Source organism: Klebsiella sp. CN_Kp106 (assembly GCF_040064575.1).
GTDB classification, from domain to species: Bacteria; Pseudomonadota; Gammaproteobacteria; order Enterobacterales; family Enterobacteriaceae; genus Klebsiella; species Klebsiella michiganensis.
The window spans coordinates 63412-86300 of the sequence record NZ_JBEAIG010000056.1 but is presented as its reverse complement, the minus strand read 5'-3'; the positions used below and the strand labels follow the sequence as shown (position 1 = coordinate 86300).

Below are 22889 nucleotides of genomic sequence, written 5' to 3'. Positions count from 1 at the left end.
CATATCAGCCGGAACCGGCTTACCAGCCGCAGCATGCGTACCAGCCGGAACAGGCGCCGGTACAGCAGCCAGCGTATCAGCCGGAACCGGCTTACCAGCCGCAGCATGCGTACCAGCCGGAACAGGCCCCGGTACAGCAGCCTGAGCCTTACGCCGCCTCCGTTGAGCCTGAGCCTCCGCAAGAGGAGGTGAAGCCTCAGCGTCCGCCGATGTACTACTTCGAAGAAGTGGAAGAGAAACGCGCGCGTGAACGCGAGCAGCTTGCCGCATGGTATCAGCCGATTCCGGAGCCGGTCAGTCCGGTTGCGACAAAACCGATCTCGCCTCCGCCTGCTCCGGCGGCTGATGTTGCCGCGGTGAGCGCGCTGGCGTCTGGCGTCCATCAGGCCACCGGGGCGGCCTCCGTCGCATCTGCCGCATCCAGCGCCGCGCCGCTGTTTAGCCCGGTGTCGGGCGGCCCGCGTGCGCAGGTAAAAGAGGGCATAGGCCCGAAATTGCCGCGTCCAAACCGCGTTCGCGTGCCCACGCGCCGTGAGCTGGCTTCCTATGGCATTAAGTTGCCTTCGCAGCGGTTGGCTGAAGAACGTGCGCGTCAGGCAGAGCATCAGCACTATGATGACGATGCGCTGACGGACGAGGAAGTTGCAGAGCTTGAGCAGGGTGAGCTGGCGCGTCAGTTCGCGGCTGCGCAAAATCAGCGCTATGGCGATAGCTACGCTGCGGAAGAGGCTGATGTAGACGAGGATTCTGCCGCTGAAGCCGAACTTGCCCGTCAGTTTGCCGCTTCCCAGCAGCAGCGCTACGCCAGCGAGCAGCCGCCGGGATCGCATCCGTTCTCTGCGGCGGATTATGAATTCTCGCCAATGAAAACGTTAGTTGATGATACGCCGAGCGAGCCTGTCTTCACGCCGTTGCCGGAAGTACAGCAGCCTGCCCCGCAGAATCAGCAGCCGGCCCAGCATTCGCAGCCCGTACAGCAGCCGATGCCGCACCAGCAGATGCCTCAGCCGCCGCAACATGCGCAGCAGCAGTCTTATCAACCCGCGCCGCAGCAGCCGGTTCACCATCAGCCGATGCCGCAGCAGGCTCCTGGCAGCTATCCGCAGCAGCAGGCTCCGCAGCAGCCGATCCCGCAGCCGCAGGAAAGTCTCATTCACCCGCTGTTGATGCGCAATGGCGACAGTCGCCCGTTACAGAAGCCGACAACGCTGCTGCCCTCGCTTGACCTGCTCACGCCGCCACCGGCTGAAGTTGAGCCGATCGATACCTTTGCGCTTGAGCAAATGGCGCGTCTGGTTGAAGCTCGTCTGGCCGATTTCCGCATTAAAGCCGATGTGGTGAACTACTCACCTGGCCCGGTTATTACCCGCTTTGAGCTTAACCTGGCGCCGGGCGTGAAAGCGGCGCGCATTTCCAACCTGTCGCGCGATCTGGCCCGTTCTCTGTCCACTGCGGCGGTTCGCGTGGTGGAAGTGATTCCGGGTAAACCCTACGTTGGCCTGGAGCTGCCTAACAAAAAGCGCCAGACCGTTTACCTGCGCGAAGTGCTGGATAATGCGAAATTCCGCGATAATCCTTCACCGCTCACGGTGGTCCTCGGGAAAGACATTGCGGGCGAACCTGTCACTGCCGATCTGGCGAAGATGCCGCACCTGCTGGTAGCGGGTACCACCGGTTCCGGTAAATCCGTTGGGGTCAACGCCATGATCCTCAGCATGCTCTATAAAGCGCAGCCGGAAGACGTGAAATTCATCATGATTGACCCGAAAATGCTCGAGCTGTCGGTCTATGAGGGAATACCGCATCTGTTAACGGAAGTCGTGACGGATATGAAAGACGCGGCCAATGCTTTGCGCTGGAGCGTCAACGAGATGGAGCGCCGGTATAAACTCATGTCTGCGCTGGGCGTACGTAATCTCGCGGGTTATAACGAGAAGATTGCTGAAGCCGCACGTATGGGACGGCCCATTCCGGATCCTTACTGGAAGCCTGGCGACAGTATGGATGCGACGCATCCGGTACTGAAAAAAGAGCCTTACATCGTGGTGCTGGTCGACGAGTTTGCCGACCTGATGATGACCGTCGGCAAGAAAGTGGAAGAGCTGATTGCGCGCCTGGCGCAGAAAGCGCGCGCCGCGGGGATCCACCTGGTGCTGGCGACCCAGCGACCGTCGGTTGACGTTATCACCGGCCTGATTAAAGCCAACATCCCGACGCGTATCGCCTTTACCGTATCGAGTAAAATTGACTCACGTACTATCCTTGACCAGGGCGGTGCGGAATCACTGCTGGGAATGGGCGATATGCTCTACTCCGCGCCTAACTCGACGATCCCTGTGCGCGTCCACGGCGCTTTTGTACGCGACGAGGAAGTTCACGCCGTCGTTCAGGACTGGAAGGCGCGCGGGCGTCCGCAGTATGTCGATGGCATTACCTCCGATAGCGAAAGCGAAGGCGGCGGCGGTGGCTACGAGGGCGGTGAAGAGCTCGATCCGCTGTTCGATCAGGCCGTCAACTTTGTGACGGAAAAACGCAAAGCCTCCATATCTGGGGTACAGCGTCAGTTCCGCATTGGCTATAACCGCGCCGCGCGTATCATTGAGCAAATGGAAGCTCAGGGGATCGTGAGCGAGCAGGGGCATAACGGTAACCGTGAAGTGCTGGCGCCGCCGCCTTTTGAGTAACCGCAAAGTTGGGTAAATAAGTGAAAATCAGCCTGTTCTGCTGTTTTACGGCCGTTGGCCGTTCTACATTAGCAGCAGACCAGGCTCCCGCGTCGGGAGTGACGCACATTAAGGAATAACAATGAAAAAACTCGCAATCACCTGTGCATTACTGTCCAGTTTTGTCGTCAGTCAGGTATGGGCGGATGCCGCCAGCGATTTAAAAAGCCGCCTTGATAAAGTGAGCAGCTTCCACTCCAGCTTTACGCAGAAAGTGACGGACGGCAGTGGTAATGCCGTGCAGGACGGGCAGGGGGACCTGTGGGTCAAGCGGCCTAATCTGTTCAACTGGCATATGACCCAGCCGGATGAAAGCGTGCTGGTTTCCGACGGCAAAACGCTGTGGTTTTACAACCCGTTTGTTGAGCAGGCTACCGCTACCTGGCTGAAAGATGCGACCAGCAACACGCCGTTTATGCTGATTGCCCGCAATCAGGCCAGCGACTGGCAGAACTACAACATTAAGCAGAACGGTGACGATTTTGTTCTGACGCCGAAAAACGGCAGCGGTAATCTGAAGCAGTTCACCATCAACGTGGGTCGCGACGGTACGATTCATCAGTTTAGCGCCGTGGAACAGGACGATCAACGCAGCAGCTATCAGCTGAAATCGCAACAAAATGGTGCCGTGGATGCATCTAAGTTCACCTTTACGCCGCCGCAAGGGGTTACGGTGGACGATCAACGTAAATAGAGGCGAACGTGAGCAACCTGTCGCTCGATTTTTCCGATAACGCGTTTCAACCTCTGGCCGCCCGTATGCGGCCAGAAAATTTAGCGCAGTACATTGGCCAGCAGCACCTGCTGGCGCCGGGTAAACCCTTACCGAGGGCGATTGAAGCCGGGCATCTACACTCGATGATTCTCTGGGGACCGCCCGGGACAGGAAAAACCACCCTGGCCGAAGTGATTGCGCGCTACGCCAGCGCCGACGTTGAACGTATTTCAGCTGTGACCTCCGGGGTGAAAGAGATCCGCGAGGCCATTGAACGCGCGCGCCAAAACCGCAACGCGGGTCGCCGCACGATCCTGTTTGTCGACGAAGTGCACCGTTTCAATAAAAGCCAGCAGGACGCCTTTCTGCCGCATATTGAAGACGGGACCATCACCTTTATCGGCGCGACGACGGAAAATCCCTCCTTTGAACTCAATTCCGCGCTGTTATCCCGCGCGCGCGTTTATCTGCTGAAGTCGCTGACCAGCGACGACATCGAGCAGGTGCTCAACCAGGCGATGAGCGACAAAACGCGCGGCTACGGCGGGCAAAATATCGTCCTGCCGGACGAGACGCGCAAGGCCATCGCCGACCTTGTCAACGGCGATGCGCGCCGGGCGCTGAATACGCTGGAAATGATGGCCGATATGGCCGAAGCCGACGCCTCCGGCAATCGCGTGCTGAAAGTTGAGCTGCTGACTGAAATTGCCGGTGAGCGCAGCGCGCGTTTCGACAACAAAGGCGATCGCTTTTACGATTTAATCTCCGCGCTGCACAAATCGGTTCGCGGCAGCGCCCCGGACGCCGCCCTCTACTGGTACGCGCGGATTATTACCGCCGGCGGCGATCCGCTCTACGTTGCCCGCCGCTGCCTGGCGATTGCCTCGGAAGATGTCGGCAACGCCGATCCGCGCGCGATGCAGGTTGCGATCTCCGCCTGGGACTGCTTTACCCGTGTCGGACCGGCGGAAGGCGAACGGGCGATTGCTCAGGCCATTGTCTATCTTGCCTGTGCGCCCAAAAGCAACGCGGTTTACACCGCGTTTAAAGCGGCAATGGCCGACGCCCGCGAACGTCCCGATTACGACGTCCCGGTTCATTTGCGCAATGCCCCAACGAAGCTGATGAAAGAGATGGGCTACGGGCAAGAGTATCGCTATGCTCACGATGAACCGAATGCTTATGCCGCCGGGGAGCAGTACTTCCCGCAGGAAATGGCGCAAACGCGCTATTATAAGCCGACAAACCGGGGGCTGGAGGGCAAAATAGGCGAAAAGCTCGCCTGGTTAACCGAACAGGATCAAAATAGCCCGATAAAACGCTACCGATAATTGAGGCGTTGCGGTAAGGTTGTCACACTATTTCCGTGGTCGCGCTCTGCGGCCATTTTTCTTTTATTAATTCGATAAGCACAGGATAAGCATGCTCGATCCCAATCTGCTGCGTACCGAGCCAGACGCAGTCGCAGAAAAACTGGCACGCCGGGGCTTTAAGCTGGATGTAGATAAACTTCGCGCTCTGGAAGAGCGTCGTAAAGTTCTGCAGGTTCAAACTGAAAACCTGCAGGCGGAGCGCAACTCCCGATCGAAATCCATTGGCCAGGCGAAAGCGCGCGGGGAAGATATTGAGCCATTACGCCTGGAAGTGAACAAACTCGGCGAGCAGCTTGATGCCGCTAAGACCGAGCTGGACGCGCTGCTGGCGGAGATCCGCGATATCGCGCTGGCTATCCCTAATATCCCGCACGACGACGTTCCGGCCGGTCGCGACGAAAACGACAACGTTGAAGTCAGCCGCTGGGGAACCCCGCGCGAGTTCGATTTTGACGTTCGCGATCACGTCACGCTGGGCGAAATGCACGGAGGGCTGGATTTTGCCGCCGCCGTGAAGCTGACCGGTTCTCGCTTTGTGGTCATGAAGGGCCAGCTGGCACGCCTGCACCGCGCGCTGGCGCAGTTTATGCTGGATCTGCATACCGAACAGCACGGCTACAGCGAAAACTACGTCCCGTATCTGGTTAACCAGGACACGTTGTACGGTACCGGTCAGCTGCCGAAATTCGCCGGCGACCTGTTCCATACCCGTCCGCTGGAAGAAGAAGCCGACAGCAGCAACTACGCGCTGATCCCGACGGCGGAAGTTCCGCTGACCAACCTGGTTCGCGATGAAATCATTGATGAAGACGATCTGCCGATCAAAATGACCGCGCATACGCCGTGCTTCCGCTCTGAAGCCGGATCTTACGGCCGCGATACCCGCGGTCTGATCCGTATGCACCAGTTCGACAAAGTCGAGATGGTGCAGATTGTACGTCCGGAAGATTCCATGGCGGCGCTGGAAGAGATGACCGGCCACGCCGAGAAAGTGCTGCAGCTGCTGGGTCTGCCGTATCGTAAAGTGGCTCTGTGCACGGGCGATATGGGTTTCAGCGCATGCAAAACCTACGATCTGGAAGTGTGGGTGCCGGCGCAGAATACCTATCGTGAGATCTCTTCCTGCTCCAACGTCTGGGATTTCCAGGCGCGTCGCATGCAGGCACGCTGCCGCAGCAAATCTGACAAGAAAACTCGCCTCGTACACACGCTGAACGGTTCTGGCCTGGCGGTTGGACGTACGCTGGTGGCGGTGATGGAAAACTATCAGCAGGCGGATGGTCGCATCGAGATCCCGGAAGTTCTGCGCCCGTATATGCGCGGCCTTGAATTTATCGGCTGATTTTTCAACGCTCTTCTCAAAAGCGCCTGCGGGCGCTTTTTTTTTTACCCCCTTCTTGATACCGGGCAATAATCGCCTTCGCGATTACGAAGATACTCCCTTTGGATTAAACAGGATAAAAAACTAACAAAGGTTAATGACGTTGTATATATAACTATATAACGGCATTAAGTTAATTGTGAGCAACCAAAGCGAGTATCTATGAAAACCAAAACCTCCGATGCTTTACTGGCTGCTGAGGTGAGCCGGCGTGGTTTAATGAAAACCACGGCGATTGGCGGGCTGGCGATGGCCAGCAGCGCTTTTACCTTACCCTTCACGCGCATTGCCCAAGCCGCAGACAACCTCAACCCCGCCAGCGAAACGGTCACCTGGAGCGCCTGTACGGTGAACTGCGGCAGCCGCTGCCCGCTGCGGATGCATGTGGTGGGTGGTGAGATAAAATATGTTGAAACGGACAATACCGGCGACGATAGCTACGACGGTCTGCATCAGGTTCGCGCCTGTCTGCGCGGCCGCTCGATGCGTCGACGCGTCTACAACCCGGACCGCCTGAAATATCCGATGAAGCGCGTGGGCAAACGCGGCGAGGGCAAATTCGAGCAAATCAGCTGGGAAGAAGCGTTCGATACTATCGCCAGCAATATGCAGCGCCTGATAAAAGAGTACGGTAATGAGTCCATCTATCTGAACTACGGAACGGGAACCCTCGGCGGAACCTTGACTCGCTCATGGCCACCGGGGAAAACTCTGATTGCCCGCCTGATGAACTGCTGCGGCGGCTATCTCAACCATTATGGCGACTACTCCACCGCACAAATTGCCGCGGGACTGAACTACACCTACGGCGGCTGGGCCGATGGCAATAGCCCGTCGGATATCGAAAACAGCAAGCTGGTGGTGCTGTTTGGCAATAACCCCGGGGAAACCCGCATGAGCGGCGGCGGAGTGACCTACTACCTGGAACAGGCGCGGGAGAAATCCAACGCCAGGCTGATTATTATCGATCCACGCTATACCGACACCGGCGCCGGACGCGAAGACGAGTGGATCCCTATCCGCCCGGGAACCGATGCTGCGCTGGTCTCCGCGCTGGCGTGGGTGATGATTAACGAGAACCTCGTTGACCAGCCTTTCCTCGACAAGTACTGCGTAGGCTATGACGAGAAAACGCTGCCGGAAGGGGCGCCGGCCAATGGCCACTATAAGGCCTATATTCTCGGTCAGGGCAAAGACGGTATCGCGAAGACCCCTGAGTGGGCGTCGACGATTACCGGCATTCCCCAGGCGCGTATCGTGCAGCTGGCGCGCGAAATCGCCAGCGCTAAACCTGCCTATATTTCTCAGGGCTGGGGCCCACAGCGTCATGCCAACGGTGAGCTGGTTTCCCGCGCGATTTCCATGCTGGCAATCTTAACCGGCAACGTCGGGATTAACGGCGGCAATACCGGCGCGCGTGAAGGTTCTTACTCCCTGCCTTTTGAACGTATGCCGACGCTGGATAATCCGGTGGAAACCAGTATTTCCATGTTTATGTGGACCGATGCGATTGAGCGCGGGACGGAAATGACCGCGCTGCGCGACGGCGTGCGCGGCAAAGATAAGCTCGACGTGCCTATTAAAATGGTCTGGAACTATGCCGGTAACTGCCTGGTCAACCAGCATTCAGAGATTAACCGTACCCATGACATCCTTCAGGATGACAAGAAGTGCGAGATGATTGTGGTCATTGATTGCCATATGACCTCCTCGGCGAAATATGCCGATATTCTGCTGCCGGACTGTACGGCTTCGGAGCAGATGGATTTTGCCCTCGATGCCTCCTGCGGCAACATGTCCTACGTGATTTTTGCCGATCGGGCCATCAAGCCGCGTTTTGAATGCAAAACCATCTATGAGATGACCACGGAGCTGGCGAAGCGCATGGGCGTTGAGCAACGTTTCACCGAAGGCCGCACTCAGGAAGAGTGGCTGCGTCACCTCTATGAGCAATCCCGTAAAGCGATCCCGGCGCTGCTGCCGTTTGATGAATTCCGCAAGCAGGGAATCTTCAAACAGCGCGATCCGGAAGGCCACCACGTTGCCTATAAAGCTTTCCGCGAAGATCCCGCCGCCAATCCGCTCACGACGCCGTCAGGGAAAATTGAAATCTACTCTGCGCAGCTGGCGGAAATTGCCGCGACCTGGGAGCTGAAAGAAGAGGATGTTATCGACCCGCTGCCGATATACAGCCCTGGGTTTGAAAACTATGACGATCCGCTGGCGAAAAAGTATCCGCTGCAGCTGACCGGTTTTCACTATAAAGCCCGCACACACTCCACCTACGGCAACGTTGACGTACTGAAAGCCGCCTGCCGTCAGGAGATGTGGATCAACCCGCTTGATGCACAGAAGCGCGGTATCGCCAATGGCGATCGGATCCGCATTTTTAACGATCGCGGTGAAGTGCATATCGAGGCCAAAGTGACCCCGCGCATGATACCGGGCGTGGTCGCGCTGGGTGAGGGGGCCTGGTATAACCCGGACGCAGGCCGCGTGGATCAGGCTGGCTGCATTAACGTGCTGACCACCCAACGCCCGTCGCCGCTGGCGAAAGGCAATCCATCGCATAGCAACCTCGTCCAGGTTGAAAAGCTGTAAGGAGTAACCGATGACAACTCAATATGGATTTTTTATTGATTCCGCCCGTTGCACCGGTTGCAAAACCTGCGAACTGGCTTGTAAAGACTATAAAAACCTCACGCCGGAAGTGAGCTTCCGTCGTATCTACGAATACGCCGGCGGCGACTGGCAGGAGGATAACGGCGTCTGGCAGCAAAACGTCTTTGCCTATTACCTCTCTATTGCCTGCAACCATTGTGAGGATCCGGCCTGCACCAAAGTTTGCCCGAGCGGGGCGATGCATAAACGTGAAGATGGCTTTGTCGTTGTCGATGAAGATGTCTGTATCGGCTGTCGCTATTGCCATATGGCCTGCCCGTACGGCGCGCCGCAGTACAATGCGACAAAAGGTCATATGACCAAATGCGACGGCTGCCACGAGCGCGTCGCCGACGGCAAAAAGCCGATTTGCGTGGAATCTTGCCCGCTGCGCGCGTTAGATTTCGGCCCGATTGAAGAGCTGCGCCAAAAACACGGCCAGCTGGCCGCCGTTGCGCCGCTGCCTTCGGCCCACTTCACTAAACCGAGTATCGTGATTAAACCTAACGCCAACAGCCGACCGTGTGGAGATACCACCGGCTACCTGGCCAACCCGAAGGAGGTGTGAGATGGGGAGTGGATGGCATGAATGGCCGCTGATTGTTTTCACGGTCTTTGGTCAGTGCGTGGTGGGCGGCTTTATTGTGCTGGCTCTGGCGCTAATGAAAGGCGACTTATCGCGTGAACAGCAACAGCGCGTCGTGTGGAGCATGTTTGGCCTGTGGGTGCTGATGGGCGTGGGCTTTATTGCCTCAACCCTGCATCTTGGGTCGCCCATGCGCGCGTTTAACTCGCTTAATCGCGTAGGCGCCTCGTCGCTCAGTAACGAAATCGCCAGCGGGGCGCTTTTCTTCGCCGTTGGCGGCATTGGCTGGCTGCTGGCGGTGGTCAATAAGCTACCGGCGGGGCTGCGTCATCTCTGGCTGGTCATTACCATGGTGCTGGGGATTATCTTCGTCTGGATGATGGTCCGCGTCTATAACACTATTGATACGGTACCCACCTGGTATACGGTCTGGACGCCGCTTAGCTTCTTCCTGACGATGTTTATCGGTGGTCCGCTGCTGGGATATCTGCTGCTGCGCGTTGCCGATGTCAACGGCTGGGCGATGCGCCTGCTGCCGGCGGTGACCCTGCTGGCGCTGGTGATTAGCGCCATCGTGGTGCTGATGCAAGGCAGCGAGCTGGCGACAATCCATAGCTCTATTCAGCAGGCCTCGGCGCTGGTGCCGGCCTACGGCTCGCTGATGGCGTGGCGCCTGGTTGCGCTGGCGTTGGCGCTGGTCTGCTGGATTGCCCCCCAGCTCAAAGGCTACCAGCCTGCGCTGCCGATGCTGGGGCTGGCTTTTGTGCTGGTGCTGATCGGTGAGACGATCGGCCGCGGCGTCTTCTACGGCCTGCATATGACCGTTGGAATGGCAATCGCCAGCTAATCGCCCTTTATCGCGCCAGAAACCCTTATTCTGGCGCGATAAAAAGTGCGGTCGATTCATGAAATATTTCTACCGATATTCCCACCGCTATTTTCCAATAAATTAATAAAAACAATGGAATAATATAAATAACTATTCTGTTGTCGATCCGCTGGATAAAAAACTTCTATCGTTCCCCCGCAAACCGCGTCACGCCTGATTTCAGGCGGATTGACAATGTTTGCAGCAGTGGCATGATGCGCACGAAATCTGAACTCCATCACGGTTTATATCCATGACCATCTACACCCGGCCAGTGCAAATGCTGCTCTGTGGCCTGCTTTTGTTGACCCTGGCGATAGCGGTTTTAAATACGCTCGTCCCGCTTTGGCTCGCCCATGAAAATATGCCGACCTGGCAGGTCGGGATGGTGGGCTCGTCCTATTTTACCGGTAATCTGGTGGGAACATTGCTTGCCGGATGGGTAATTAAGCGTCTGGGCTTTAACCGCAGCTATTACCTGGCATCGGTTATTTTTGCCGTGGGCTGCGTGGGTCTTGGTATTACGCTGGGCTTCTGGAGCTGGTTCAGCTGGCGCTTTATCGCCGGCGTCGGCTGCGCGATGATTTGGGTGGTGGTGGAGAGCGCGCTGGTCTGTAGCGGCACTTCGCGGAGCCGGGGTCGCCTGCTGGCGGCGTATATGATGATTTATTACGTCGGCACGGTGCTGGGCCAGTTAATGGTCAGCAAGCTGCCGACGGATCTGATGAGCGTTCTGCCGTGGGTGACGGCGCTGGCGCTGGCGGCCATTCTGCCGCTGCTGTTTGCTCGCGTGGCGACTCAGGCCGATGAGCCGCACGAACCGGCGCGTATCTGGCCAATGTTAAGGCTGCGTCAGGCCCGTCATGGCGTCAACGGCTGCATTATTTCCGGCATTGTGCTCGGTTCGCTGTATGGCCTGATGCCGCTGTGGCTCAACCACCAGGGCGTTAGCGATTCCGGCATCGGCTTCTGGATGGCGGTGATGGTGAGCGCGGGTATCGTGGGGCAGTGGCCGATTGGCCGGCTCGCCGATCGCTACGGCCGTCTGCTGGTCCTGCGCGTTCAGGTGTTTGTGGTGATTCTCGGCTGTCTGGCGATGTTAAGCCAGGCCGCAATGGCGCCCGCGCTGTTCGTGCTGGGCGCTTCCGGCTTTACGCTCTATCCGGTGGCTATGGCCTGGGCCTGCGAAAAAGTTGAGCGTCATCAGCTGGTGGCGATGAACCAGGCGCTGTTAATGAGCTATACCGTGGGCAGCCTGCTTGGGCCGACGCTGACCGCCATGCTGATGCAGAACTTCTCTGACAATCTGTTGTTTATCATGATTGCCAGCGTGTCATTCATCTACCTGCTGACGCTGCTGCGCAAAGCGGGGCACCATCCTACGCCGGTGGCGCACGCCTGATTTTTCAGAACATAGCCAGGGTACGACCCTGGCTATAGATTAATGCGACGCAAGAAGCGCAATAAACTGTGCCCGGTTTTGCACCGTGCTGTATCGCTGAAGTCTTTCCCCCTCATCCAGCCAGCAGACTAACCGCTGGATAGTCTGGATATGCTGTTCACTATCGGCCGCCGCCAGTACGACTATCAGCCGAATGCCGGGATGCTCCGGAAAATCAACGGCCTCGCTACAGCAAAGCAGCGAAAGCGCGCTGTTTCTGCTCAGCACGCCGGCTTCCGGACGCGCGTGCGGTAGCGCAAACGCCGGGCTCAATATATACCAGGGGCCATCCTGCTCCGTGGCGCTGATAATAGCCCTGGCATAGCCCCCGGTGATTTTTCCCTGCTCCTCAAGCGGGCGGCAGGCGAGATGAACGGCGCTGCGCCAGCTCAGGCAGTCGCTGGTGAACTGACAGGCGGAAAATAGCCTCTCTTCCATAAACGTTCCCTTAAGCGCGAGCCGACCGCCAACTGACCGGCTCGCCTGGTGGTTAGCGTAGCGCGTTAAACAGCGCGTCTCCCGAGATGCCATATTTCGCTTTTAGCTGCCTGCTATTACCCGATTCGGTAAATGTGTCCTGCGTTCCCAGACGCGTAAGGCGCGCCGGATGTGCCTTTTGCGCCAGGGTTTCCGCGATCAGGCCGCCGAGGCCGCCGTTGACGGTGTGATTTTCAAGCGTAGCGATAAGCGGGCAGCCTTCGACCAGCCGATAAAACGCCTGCTGGTTGAAGGGTTTGACGGTTGCAACGTGAATAAGCTTGCCCTTTTTGCCGCTGGCGAGCAGCTTTTCATAGCCGTCGGTAGCCTGTTCCAGTACCGTTCCTTCAAACAGAATCGCAAAATCCGTGCCGCTGTCGGCGATGGCGGCGATATCGCTGACCCGGGGAACGACGCTTTTGTCGCGAACCGGCATCGGCTCGCGCGCCACGCGAATATAAACGGGTCCCTTTATTTTTGCCGCCTGCTCGAAAGCCTCGGCGATTTCTTCCGCATCTGCCGGGGTCAGGACGGTTAATCCCGGAAGGACGCGGGTCAGCGCTAAATCCTCCAGCGCATGGTGCGAAGCGCCGTCCGGGCCATCATCCATACCGGGGTGGCTACCGACGAGTTTAATATTGGCTTTGGCATAGCAGGCCTGCCGCAGCTGGGTCCAGGCGGTGCCGGTGACGAACATCGCAAAGTTAACATAGAAGGGCATAAAGCCCTCCAGCGCCTGGCCGACCGCGAAGCTCATGGCGGAACCTTCCGCAATGCCCATTTCGAAAAAGGCCTCAGGATAGACGGCCTGAAACTGGTCGGTACGGGTAGAGCTGGCTAAATCGCTGTCGATAACAACAACGGGATAGCCCTTTTCTTTTAGCGCAATCAGGGCATGCCCGATCTCATCACGGGGTGCTTTCATCACTGTAACTCCTCCATCGCCTGCTGAAATTGTTCTTTGCTCGGGGTTTTTGAGTGCCAGTCGCCGTTGTTTTCCATATAGCTGACGCCGGAACCTTTGGTGGTGCGCGCCACGATGGCGACAGGTTTACCTTTCAGGTGACGGGATAGCATCAGGGTATCGGCAACCTGATGCATATCATTGCCGTTGTGCAGTTCCAGTACATGCCAGCCAAAGCTGCGGATTTTGTCCGCCAGCGGCTCGAGATTAATGACGTCATTGACCGGATCGTGGGAAGAGAAGCCGTTGTAATCGATGATGGCGACCAGATTATCCATTTTCATATGCCCGGCCTGCTGTAAGGTTTCCCAGATTTGGCCTTCATGCATTTCGCCGTCGCCAACGATGGCAAATACCCGGTGCGGATCGTTGCGCCGCTTTTTGGCGGCCGCCATACCAAAAGCAATCGATAGCCCCTGGCCAAGCAGTCCGGTTGTCGCATCGACTTCCGGCAGCGACTTAATGCTCGGGTGCCCCTGCAGGCGCGAGTTGATCTGTCGGAACGTATTGAACTCGCTGCGCTCGATCTTGCCTTGTTGATACAGCATGGCGTACTGCGCGGCGACGGCGTGGCCTTTACTCATCACCACGCGCGAGCGGGGGAAGGCGGCCAGATTGGCTTCCTGGTAATAGAGCCAGGTAAGCACGTCGATTATCGACAGCGCCCCGCCCGGATGGCCAATTCCGGACTCGTAAATCATGGTGACGATCTCGCGGCGGGCGGCAAGCGCGTGGGATTTCAATTCATCAATGTTCATGTTCATTCCTTCTTAGGGCAGCATTTTACCGATGTAGTACACGACCAGACCCAGAGCGACGAAGTCGGTTTCCGGGAAGCTGGTGCCTGAAAGACCGACGGATTCCATAATTGGGTAAATCAGCGCCGGGCCGATGCCGATCAGGATCCCGGTGATAAAGCTTCCGGCAATCGCGCCTTTCCAGCCGCCGGAGGCATTACCAAATACCGCTGCGGTCGCACCAATGAAGAAGTAGGGAATGGCTACCGGGATAATCACGGTTTGGCCAAGGATCGCCAGAAAGCCCATCACCACCAGCCCGCCGACAAACGAAGAGATAAACCCCAGCACGGTGGCGGTCGGGGCGTAGGGGAAGACCACCGGGCAGTCGAGCGCGGGTTTGGCGTTAGGAATAAACTTCTCCGAGATGCCGAGGAAGGCCGGAACAATTTCTGACAGCAGCAGGCGTACGCCGGTAATGATGATGTACAGCGAAGCGGTAAAGGTCAGCGACTGAAAGAGCGGGTAAACCAGCCAGTGCATCCCGCCTGCCGCTGCGGTGACCGCGGCTTTTCCGGCAGCGAGCGCGGCGATGTAGTAGAAGATGCTCACCGAGATCGACACCGAGACGATGTAATCTTTAAAGATCCCCAGCCAGCCGGGAAGATTCAGCTTTTCGGTGGATTGTTTCGGATCGCCGACCTTTGCGCCAATCCAGCCGGAGGCGGCGTAGGCCAGGGTGACGTAGTGCCCCATCGCTATCTCATCATTACCGGTAATTTTTCGCATCCACGGCTGCGCAATGGCCGGATAGAGGCAGGCGGCAAGACCCAGCAGCACGGAGCCGACAATGATGGTCGTCATGTCGCTGTAGCCCAGCGCCTTCAGCGTTACGGTAAGCAGCGCGGAGAGATAAAGATTATGTTGCCCGGTAAGAAAGATGTATTTAAACGGCGTCACGCGGGCAAAAAACAGGTTCCAGCCAAAACCAATCACCATGATCAGCGACACGCACATGGCAAATTTGGTTTGCGCCAGTCCGGTTAGCGCTTCTGCCAGCGGCATGACGCCCTTCAGGCCAAATCCATCGCTGAACAAGGTCTGAAAGTTACCCAGGGAAGTGACTGCCAGACCGGCGCCGCCGGCAAAAACCAGGAAGCCGACGATGGTTTTGAAGGTGCCGGAAAGGACTTTTTCAATCGGCTTGCGTTGGATTAACAGGCCGATTAATGCAATAAAGCCAACTAAAAGTGGGGTTACGCCCAGAATGTCGAATACAATAAATCTGAGGAAATCCATATTGCCTCCGGGAGAGGTTAGTTGCTTTGAACGATATCGGTGAGCGCAGACTCCATCTCTTCACTGTTCATCAGGTCGGTGATGCCGACCGCTCTGAATCCGGCGGCTTCGACTTCGTCGGTGAGATCGCGCATAGTGATGACAAAATCAATATCTCGCCAGGTGCGTAACCCTGAGAGGACGTCATGCTCCAGCTCGATATTCCAGCCGTGCTTGTCGATGATTTTTTGTGCTTTGATTTTGAGCATTAAGGAGCTGCCCATACCGGTACGACAGACTATGAGACCTTTCATTCGATGTTCTCCTGTTTGTAAAAATAATTATTTTTATTTATTTGTGTGAGATAATAATTATTATCTTTGCGGCAGGACGAAAGATGTGACTGTGTTTGCATTTTGAGCAAATAAGGCAAAACATGAGCCAGATAGACAATAACTTGTTGATAAGAATAAGAAACGGAGCTTCAGGGCTAAGCCCGATACTGGAGAAAGTTGGCCGTTTTATTACGGAAAATCCTGACTTTGTGATGCGTCACACGATTTCAGAACTGGCCGACTCCATTGATACCAGTGAGGGGAGTATCACCCGTTTTTGTCGGGCCTTTGGTTTTAAAGGTTTCTCGGATTTCAGAACCGCGCTGGCGATGGAGCAGGGTGCCGCGCGCTCGGAAGACCACGGTATCAACGAGAGCGAAGAGATTGCGCCGGTGCTGGCGAGCATTCGCGACAGTAATGCCATTGTCGATAACCAGGAGCTGAAAGCCGCGGCCGACTGGCTTAACACCCTGAACAGCATTGCTATTTATGCCGTGGGCACGGCGGTGCCGGTGGCGTTGTTCCTGCAGATGAATTTAATCAATATGGGTAAGGCGGCCAGCTTTATCGATCGCTCCTATCCGGCGGCGATGCCGCTGCTGGCTGACAGTCAAAAAACCGGCATCATCGTCGTTCACAGCGAACAGGCATCGGCGGATATGATGCAGGCCCTGTCGCTGGCAAAGCAGCAGGGCGTTAAAATTTTATCGGTGACCCGCGGGACGTTTGCGCCGCTGGCCCGTTTATCTGACTGGAATCTTCAGGCGGCGGTGGCTTTACAGGGGGAAGGGGAGTCGGGATTTGCGGAAATCGCCGGCGCAATGATGGTGGCCGACCGGATCCTCAGCGCGCTGGAAGAGCAGGATGAACGCTATGCGGAATACCGAAAAGCGCATCAGAAGCGCATTTTCTCGATTGAGAGCGTGACGAATAAGCTGTCGGAATATTTTATGTCCTGACGCTGATTTTGTTGGGGAAACACCCGGTAGCGCAATCTCTACCGGGCGGGGATTTTAGTACATCACTTTATGACCGTACTGTTCCAGAATGCCCTTCACGCGTTCCATGGTCTCTTTCTTGGGCGGATGGACGCCGTCCAGCTTGTACTCTTCGCCCATGGCTACCCATTTGTGCTTGCCCAGCTCGTGGTACGGCAGCAGTTCGATTTTCTCGACGTTGCCCATGTCACGAGTAAACTCGCCCAGGCGATGCGCGGAATCATCATCGTCGGACCAGCCCGGAACCACAACGTAGCGGATCCAGACGTTGATGTTTTTGTTTGACAGGTAACGGGCAAACTCCAGCGTCCGATGGTTAGAGACGCCTACCAGATTCTGGTGAATTTCATCATTCATTTGCTTGAGGTCGAGCATCACCAGATCGGTGACTTCCAGCAGTTCATCAATAACCGGGTCGTAGCGGCGCACAAAGCCGTTGGTATCGAGACAGGTATGAATACCTTCTTTCTTACAGGCTCGGAACCAGTCGCGAACAAATTCGGCCTGCAGGATAGCCTCGCCGCCGGATGCCGTCACGCCGCCGCCGGAAGCGTTCATAAAGTGGCGATAGGTCACCACCTCTTTCATCAGCTCTTCAACGGTAATCTCTTTGCCGCCGTGGGTATCCCAGGTATCGCGGTTGTGGCAATAGAGGCAGCGCATCAGGCAGCCCTGGAAGAAGGTGATAAAGCGGATCCCCGGGCCATCGACGGTGCCACAGGATTCAAAGGAGTGAATGCGACCAATTGTTGACATTGCGGTGATATCTCCGAATTTGGCCCATCCGGGGCCTATGTAGATGCACAGCTCAAAGGCTATGTCGAGTCTGTTTTGGCTGTTATCCATAAAGTATAGACAGCAGACAAAAGAGACTGGGGCAGGATGATATTGCTAAAAAGGCCCCACTTGCGTGGAGCCTTTATTGTACGCTTTTTACTGTACGATTTCAGTCAATACCATTACATGGTCTGAGTGAAGGTACGAGTAATAACGTCCTGCTGCTGTTCTTTCGTCAGGGAGTTAAAACGTACTGCATAGCCGGATACGCGGATGGTCAGCTGCGGATATTTTTCCGGGTTTTCCATCGCGTCGAGCAGCATTTCGCGGTTCATAACGTTGACGTTCAGATGCTGACCGCCTTCGATGGACGCTTCGTGGTGGAAGTAACCATCCATCAGGCCGGCGAGGTTAGTTTTACGAACTTCGTCGTCTTTACCCAGCGCGTTCGGCACGATAGAGAAGGTGTAAGAAATACCATCTTTCGCGTAAGCAAACGGCAGTTTCGCAACGGAGGTCAGAGAGGCAACAGCACCTTTCTGGTCACGGCCGTGCATCGGGTTAGCGCCTGGTCCGAACGGAGCGCCAGCGCGACGACCGTCAGGGGTGTTACCGGTTTTCTTACCATACACAACGTTAGAGGTGATGGTCAGAACGGACTGAGTCGGGATAGCGTTGCGGTAGGTGTGCAGTTTCTGAATTTTCTTCATGAAACGTTCAACCAGGTCAACGGCCATATCATCGACGCGAGAGTCGTTGTTACCAAACTGCGGGTATTCGCCTTCGATTTCGAAGTCGACAGCCAGACCGTTTTCGTCACGAATCGGTTTAACTTTCGCATATTTGATTGCAGACAGGGAGTCAGCCGCAACGGACAGACCTGCGATACCACATGCCATGGTGCGGATAACATCACGGTCGTGCAGCGCCATCAGGGAAGCTTCGTAGCTGTACTTGTCGTGCATGTAGTGGATGATGTTCAGCGCAGTGACGTACTGTTTAGCCAGCCAGTCCATGAAGTGATCCATGCGGTCCATCACTTCGTCGAAGTTCAGAACGTCGCCTTTGATCGGTTCAGATTTAGGACCAACCTGCATTTTCAGTTTTTCATCAACGCCGCCGTTGATTGCGTACAGCATGGTTTTCGCCAGGTTAGCACGCGCGCCGAAGAACTGCATTTGCTTACCAACAACCATCGGGCTTACGCAGCAAGCGATAGCGTAGTCATCGTTGTTGAAGTCAGGACGCATCAGGTCATCGTTCTCGTACTGCAGAGAAGAGGTATCGATGGACACTTTCGCGGCGTATTTTTTGAAGCTCAGCGGCAGTTTTTCAGACCACAGAATGGTGATGTTCGGCTCCGGAGACGGCCCCATGGTGTACAGGGTGTTCAGGAAACGGAAGCTGTTTTTGGTGACCAGAGTACGGCCGTCAACGCCCATACCGCCGATAGATTCGGTTGCCCAAATCGGGTCGCCAGAGAACAGTTCATCATATTCAGGGGTACGCAGGAAACGAACCATACGCAGTTTCATGACCAGGTGGTCAATCATTTCCTGTGCGTCTTGCTCGGTGATTTTACCGGCTTTCAGGTCACGTTCGATGAAGATGTCCAGGAAGCTGGAGGTACGACCGAAGGACATTGCCGCGCCGTTCTGAGATTTAACGGCAGCCAGGTAGCCGAAGTAGGTCCACTGGATAGCTTCCTGAGCGGTGGTTGCCGGACCAGAGATATCGCAGCCGTATTTTGCCGCCATTTCTTTGATCTGACCCAGCGCACGGTGCTGTTCAGAGATTTCTTCGCGCAGACGAATAGTTCCTTCCAGATCTTCGCCGTTTTCCAGTTTCTCTTGCAGAGAGACGAACTGAGCGTATTTGTCTTTCATCAGGAAGTCGATACCGTACAGCGCAACGCGACGGTAGTCACCGATGATACGACCACGGCCATAGGCATCCGGCAGACCGGTCAGAACGCCAGATTTACGGCAGTTCAGGATGTCTTTGGTGTAAACGTCAAACACGCCCTGGTTGTGAGTTTTGCGGTATTCAGTGAAGATTTTCTTCAGCATCGGGTCCAGCTCGCGATTGTACGCTTTGCAGGAACCTTCTACCATTTTGATGCCGCCGAACGGGATAATCGCGCGTTTCAGCGGAGCTTCAGTCTGCAGACCAACGATTTTCTCGAGACCTTTCTCGATGTAGCCAGCGTCATGAGAAGTGATGGTGGATGCAAGGGAAGTATCAAAATCAACAGGCGCGTGAGTGCGGTTTTCCTGTTTAACGCCTTCCATTACGGTGTCCCACAGCTTGGTGGTCGCGTCAGTTGCGCCAGCCAGGAAGGACTCGTCACCTTCGTACGGGGTATAGTTTTTCTGGATGAAGTCGCGGACGTTGACTTCGTTCTGCCAGTCACCTTTCGCAAAACCTTCCCAGGCTGTGGCTAACTTTTCATTAAGCTCGGACATGTAACACCTACCTTCTTAAGTGGATTTTTTATTTACTGCCTGAAACAACCCTTAGTGATGGTCGTCGCCACGCAGGTAAATGACCCAGTATGTCAACCCAACCAGCAGACCACCGCCGATGATGTTCCCGATAGTTACCGGAATCAGGTTATCAGTGATGAAGTTCATGACGGTCAGGTGAGAGAAACTTTCCGGAGTTGAACCGACAGCGGTCCAGAATTCCGGGCTTGCAAAGTCGCGGATAACGATACCCAGCGGGATCATAAACATGTTCGCGATACTATGCTCAAACCCGCTGGCAACAAACATTGCCACCGGTAAAACCATAATCATGGCTTTATCCATCAGGCTGCGGCCGGAGTAGCTCATCCATACCGCAAGGCAGACCATCAGGTTTGCCAGGATACCCAGGCACACGGCTTCAACAAAAGTATGGTGCATTTTGTGGTCGGCGGTTTGCAGAACGTTAAGTCCCCATTGACCGTTGGCAGTCATATATTCGCCTGAAAGCCACATCAGCAATACAAAGAGTAAGCAACCAATCAGGTTACCAACATAGACGTTGAGCCAGTTTTTCGCCAGTTGACCCCATGTGATTCTTCCGCTGGCTTTCGCGACAACGATAAGAACGGTTGAGGTAAACAGGTCGGCACCGCAAATAACGCAGAGAATCAAACCTAGTGAGAAGCAGATGCCTCCAATCAGTTTGGCAACCCCGAATGGCATCCCGGCCGTGCCGGTTGTCGCGGTAATATAGAAAACAAAAGCGATAGAGATGAAGACACCTGCGGTGATCGCCAGATAAAACGTCTTTATCGGATGTTTTGTCGCTTTATAGACACCCGCTTCTTCGGCGACTTTCGCCATGGCAGCAGGGAGTAAAAGATCAAAAGGGTTGTCAGCTTTCACACTAACTCTCTCTTTATGTAAGTTGGCGGTGAGATACTAACAAAGCATTATAGAAGGGAATTTGATGTAGATCATATCCTACCGGAACTATAGGCCTTTTGAGTGTGTGGATTTGCCTTAATGTTGGTTTAAATTGTTGTTTTTTAATAAAAAAATAAATTTTAAAATTTACAAATAATGTTGATTATTTTCATTTTACCCCCGTTTTTCGGTTAATTAAAATGGGGTATTTTTATTAAAATTAACAATATTTGCGGTGGGATTTTATTATTTCTCACCACTAATTAACTTTATGGCTACAATCGGGCTTTGGGGTTGCGGAAAACATAAAAATGGGGGCCTTCGCCGGCCCCCATCATAGGGTTATTCAGGCAGTAAAGCGCGCTTATTTACCCCAGAATGCTGCTTTTGCGCGCTGCAGCTTTTCGTAGGCTTTCAGCAGCGACTGATGAGCCGGGAACGCGAGCAGGTCGCTGTCTACTGCCTGCAGGCCGTAGAACGGCGCTTCTCCGCTCAGCGCGGCGCTGGCGGCTTCTACGGCATCGGCGCCGTACATGCGTACAAAAGCGTTCAGATACTGCAGCGGCTGGCGCTCCTCTTCCTGGCTCAGCAGCAGCAGGGTTTGCAGGCAGCGGTAGTAATTAGCGCGCTCGGCGCTAAAGATTGAAGCGTTGAACTCCATGGTCCACTCGGTCCAGATTAGCGCCTGCTCGAGATCGCCGCCCGCCAGCGCGAGCATGGCTTTCAGCTCGCCAATGCGCAGCGTATACCAGCCGTTGTCTTTGCCGGTCGCCAGACCCAGCAGTTCGCGCACGCGGGTGAAGTCATCAAGGCCTTCATCATCCATTTGTTCGATAAGCGCCAGATAATCTTCTTTTTCCCACTCGCTTTCCGGCAGGGAAAGAATCGTTTCCCGCAGAGGCGCGCCCATGCTGTTATTTGCCAGCCAGAGGTCTTCCGCCGGATAAATATCAGACATGCCCGGGACAATGATTCGGCAGGCGTAGACGCTCAGGTGTTCGTAATCGGCGATGTAAACTTCTTTATCTTCTTGTTTAAAGATAGCCATCAGGGTGGCGAACTCTTCCTCCGTGGTTCCGGAGAAGCTCCAGTCCACGAACGGGTAGTCGGCATCCTGCTTAAACATATCCCAGGAGATCAGGCCGCTGGAATCGATAAAGTGCGTTTCAAGGTTCGCATGTTCGGCAACTTCTTCATCGTCGAAGGTGGGCGGCGTGAAGACGTCGAGATCTTTCAGGCTGCGGCCCTGGAGCAGTTCGGTAACGGTACGTTCCAGCGCCACGCCGAAATCGGGATGCGCGCCGAAAGAGGCGAAACAGGTGCCGTTAGCTGGGTTAAACAGCACGACGCAGATAACCGGATATTTGCCGCCGAGCGAACCGTCATAAGCGAAAATCGGGAAACCTTCGGCCTCCAGCTTATTGATCGATTCAACTACGCCCGGATAGCGCGCCATCACCTCCGCCGGGATCTCCGGCAGACTGATGCTTTCGGCGATAATGCGGTTTTTAATATGCCGTTCGAACACTTCTGAGAGGCCCTGAACGCGGGCTTCGTTGCGGGTGTTGCCCGCGGACATCCCGTTAGAAACGTACAGGTTGCCGACAATATTCATCGGAATATAGACCGTTTCACCATCAGACTGGCGGGTGAACGGCAGACCGCAGACGCCGCGATCGTCATTCCCTGACTGCAGATCGACCAGCATGCTGGCGGTTAACTGATCGTCAGGATCGTAGAACGCGCGCAGGCGGGTATCCAGCAGGCCTTCCGGTACTTCGTCATCGTCGGTTAACGGGAACCATTTTTCATTCGGATAGTGAACGAAGGGACCGTTGGCGATAGTCTCGCCCAGCCAGAAGTCGGCAAAGAAATAGTTGGTCGAGAGGCGCTCAAAGTACTCTCCGAGCGCGGAGGCCAGCGCGGCTTTTTTGGTGGCGCCTTTGCCGTTGGTGAAGCACAGGGCGCACTCTTTATCGCGGATATGCACTGACCAAACGTGCGGAACCGGGTTGAGCCATGAGGCCTCTTCAATATCGAATCCGAGGTCGTGCAACTTCTGCTGGAAGCGAGCGATGGAATCTTCCAGGGCGGCATCTTTGCCGGGAATAAATGTTTGAGTCATGGCAGTCACTTTTATCGTACGTAAAGCGCGCAATGATACGGGTTTTAGATGACGG

Annotated in this window: 18 protein-coding genes; 9 read left to right on the top strand and 9 right to left on the bottom strand. The window is 55.5% G+C overall.

Annotated features, from left to right (window positions below; translation table 11 throughout):
* The 8 genes from ftsK to ABLU96_RS19705 form a co-directional block, all read left to right on the top strand.
* Positions 1–2684 (top strand): DNA translocase FtsK (gene ftsK / locus ABLU96_RS19740; RefSeq protein WP_348862738.1); only part of this gene is annotated, 2684 nt, incomplete at its 5' end.
* Between the two features lie 121 nt (positions 2685–2805).
* The gene (lolA, locus tag ABLU96_RS19735) at positions 2806–3417 is read left to right on the top strand and encodes an outer membrane lipoprotein chaperone LolA (protein ID WP_004130911.1); all 612 of its coding nucleotides are present in this window, start codon (positions 2806–2808) and stop codon (positions 3415–3417) included.
* An 8-nt stretch (positions 3418–3425) separates the two neighbouring features.
* On the top strand, positions 3426–4769 hold the full coding sequence (rarA, locus tag ABLU96_RS19730) for a replication-associated recombination protein RarA (protein ID WP_004849446.1): 1344 nt from the start codon (positions 3426–3428) through the stop codon (positions 4767–4769).
* Positions 4770–4860: 91 nt separating this feature from the next.
* Positions 4861–6153 (top strand): serine--tRNA ligase, encoded by a 1293-nt coding sequence (serS, locus tag ABLU96_RS19725; protein ID WP_009653254.1) that lies wholly within the window; start codon positions 4861–4863, stop codon positions 6151–6153.
* Positions 6154–6354: 201 nt separating this feature from the next.
* The gene (dmsA, locus tag ABLU96_RS19720; RefSeq protein ID WP_032720981.1) at positions 6355–8793 is read left to right on the top strand and encodes a dimethylsulfoxide reductase subunit A; all 2439 of its coding nucleotides are present in this window, start codon (positions 6355–6357) and stop codon (positions 8791–8793) included.
* A 10-nt stretch (positions 8794–8803) separates the two neighbouring features.
* A complete protein-coding gene (locus tag ABLU96_RS19715) occupies positions 8804–9421 on the top strand; it encodes a DMSO/selenate family reductase complex B subunit (RefSeq protein ID WP_009653301.1) in 618 nt (205 codons plus the stop codon).
* A 1-nt stretch (position 9422) separates the two neighbouring features.
* Positions 9423–10286, top strand: coding sequence for a dimethyl sulfoxide reductase anchor subunit family protein (locus tag ABLU96_RS19710; protein ID WP_025107512.1), 864 nt, complete (start codon positions 9423–9425; stop codon positions 10284–10286).
* 274 nt (positions 10287–10560) lie between these two features.
* Complete coding sequence (locus ABLU96_RS19705; protein ID WP_009653261.1) at positions 10561–11709, top strand: MFS transporter; 1149 nt, start codon at positions 10561–10563, stop codon at positions 11707–11709.
* A 39-nt stretch (positions 11710–11748) separates the two neighbouring features.
* Here the strand turns inward: ABLU96_RS19705 and ABLU96_RS19700 are convergent, their stop codons facing one another.
* From ABLU96_RS19700 to ABLU96_RS19680, 5 genes are read right to left on the bottom strand one after another with little or no spacing between them, the layout of a single operon-like run.
* Positions 11749–12186: a PTS sugar transporter subunit IIA gene (locus ABLU96_RS19700; protein ID WP_025107511.1), complete on the bottom strand. Its 438-nt coding sequence runs from the start codon at positions 12184–12186 to the stop codon at positions 11749–11751.
* A gap of 52 nt (positions 12187–12238) precedes the next feature.
* The gene (locus ABLU96_RS19695) at positions 12239–13150 is read right to left on the bottom strand and encodes a transketolase C-terminal domain-containing protein (RefSeq protein WP_025107510.1); all 912 of its coding nucleotides are present in this window, start codon (positions 13148–13150) and stop codon (positions 12239–12241) included.
* Entirely contained in the window at positions 13150–13947 is a 798-nt protein-coding gene (locus ABLU96_RS19690; RefSeq protein WP_064404645.1) for a transketolase, read from the bottom strand. The genes ABLU96_RS19695 and ABLU96_RS19690 overlap by 1 nt, the downstream gene beginning before the upstream one ends.
* Positions 13948–13959: 12 nt before the next feature.
* Entirely contained in the window at positions 13960–15225 is a 1266-nt protein-coding gene (locus tag ABLU96_RS19685) for a PTS ascorbate transporter subunit IIC (RefSeq protein WP_014228634.1), read from the bottom strand.
* Between the two features lie 17 nt (positions 15226–15242).
* Positions 15243–15518, bottom strand: a complete 276-nt coding sequence (locus tag ABLU96_RS19680; protein WP_014228635.1) for a PTS sugar transporter subunit IIB — start codon at positions 15516–15518, stop codon at positions 15243–15245.
* A gap of 122 nt (positions 15519–15640) precedes the next feature.
* Here ABLU96_RS19680 and ABLU96_RS19675 point away from each other — a divergent pair, with 122 nt between their 5' ends.
* Positions 15641–16498, top strand: a complete 858-nt coding sequence (locus ABLU96_RS19675) for a MurR/RpiR family transcriptional regulator (protein WP_233932892.1) — start codon at positions 15641–15643, stop codon at positions 16496–16498.
* Positions 16499–16552: 54 nt separating this feature from the next.
* On the opposite strand, the gene pflA is transcribed toward ABLU96_RS19675, so the two are convergent.
* The 4 genes from pflA to ycaO all read right to left on the bottom strand — a co-directional run bounded on the left by pflA (position 16553) and on the right by ycaO (position 22834).
* Positions 16553–17293: a pyruvate formate lyase 1-activating protein gene (gene pflA, locus ABLU96_RS19670; protein WP_004871674.1), complete on the bottom strand. Its 741-nt coding sequence runs from the start codon at positions 17291–17293 to the stop codon at positions 16553–16555.
* Positions 17294–17496: 203 nt separating this feature from the next.
* On the bottom strand, positions 17497–19779 hold the full coding sequence (gene pflB, locus ABLU96_RS19665; protein WP_014228637.1) for a formate C-acetyltransferase: 2283 nt from the start codon (positions 19777–19779) through the stop codon (positions 17497–17499).
* Positions 19780–19830: 51 nt separating this feature from the next.
* Positions 19831–20688 (bottom strand): formate transporter FocA, encoded by an 858-nt coding sequence (focA, locus tag ABLU96_RS19660; protein ID WP_004849465.1) that lies wholly within the window; start codon positions 20686–20688, stop codon positions 19831–19833.
* Between the two features lie 385 nt (positions 20689–21073).
* Complete coding sequence (gene ycaO, locus ABLU96_RS19655) at positions 21074–22834, bottom strand: 30S ribosomal protein S12 methylthiotransferase accessory factor YcaO (RefSeq protein ID WP_014228638.1); 1761 nt, start codon at positions 22832–22834, stop codon at positions 21074–21076.
* Between the last annotated feature and the right edge of the window lie 55 nt (positions 22835–22889).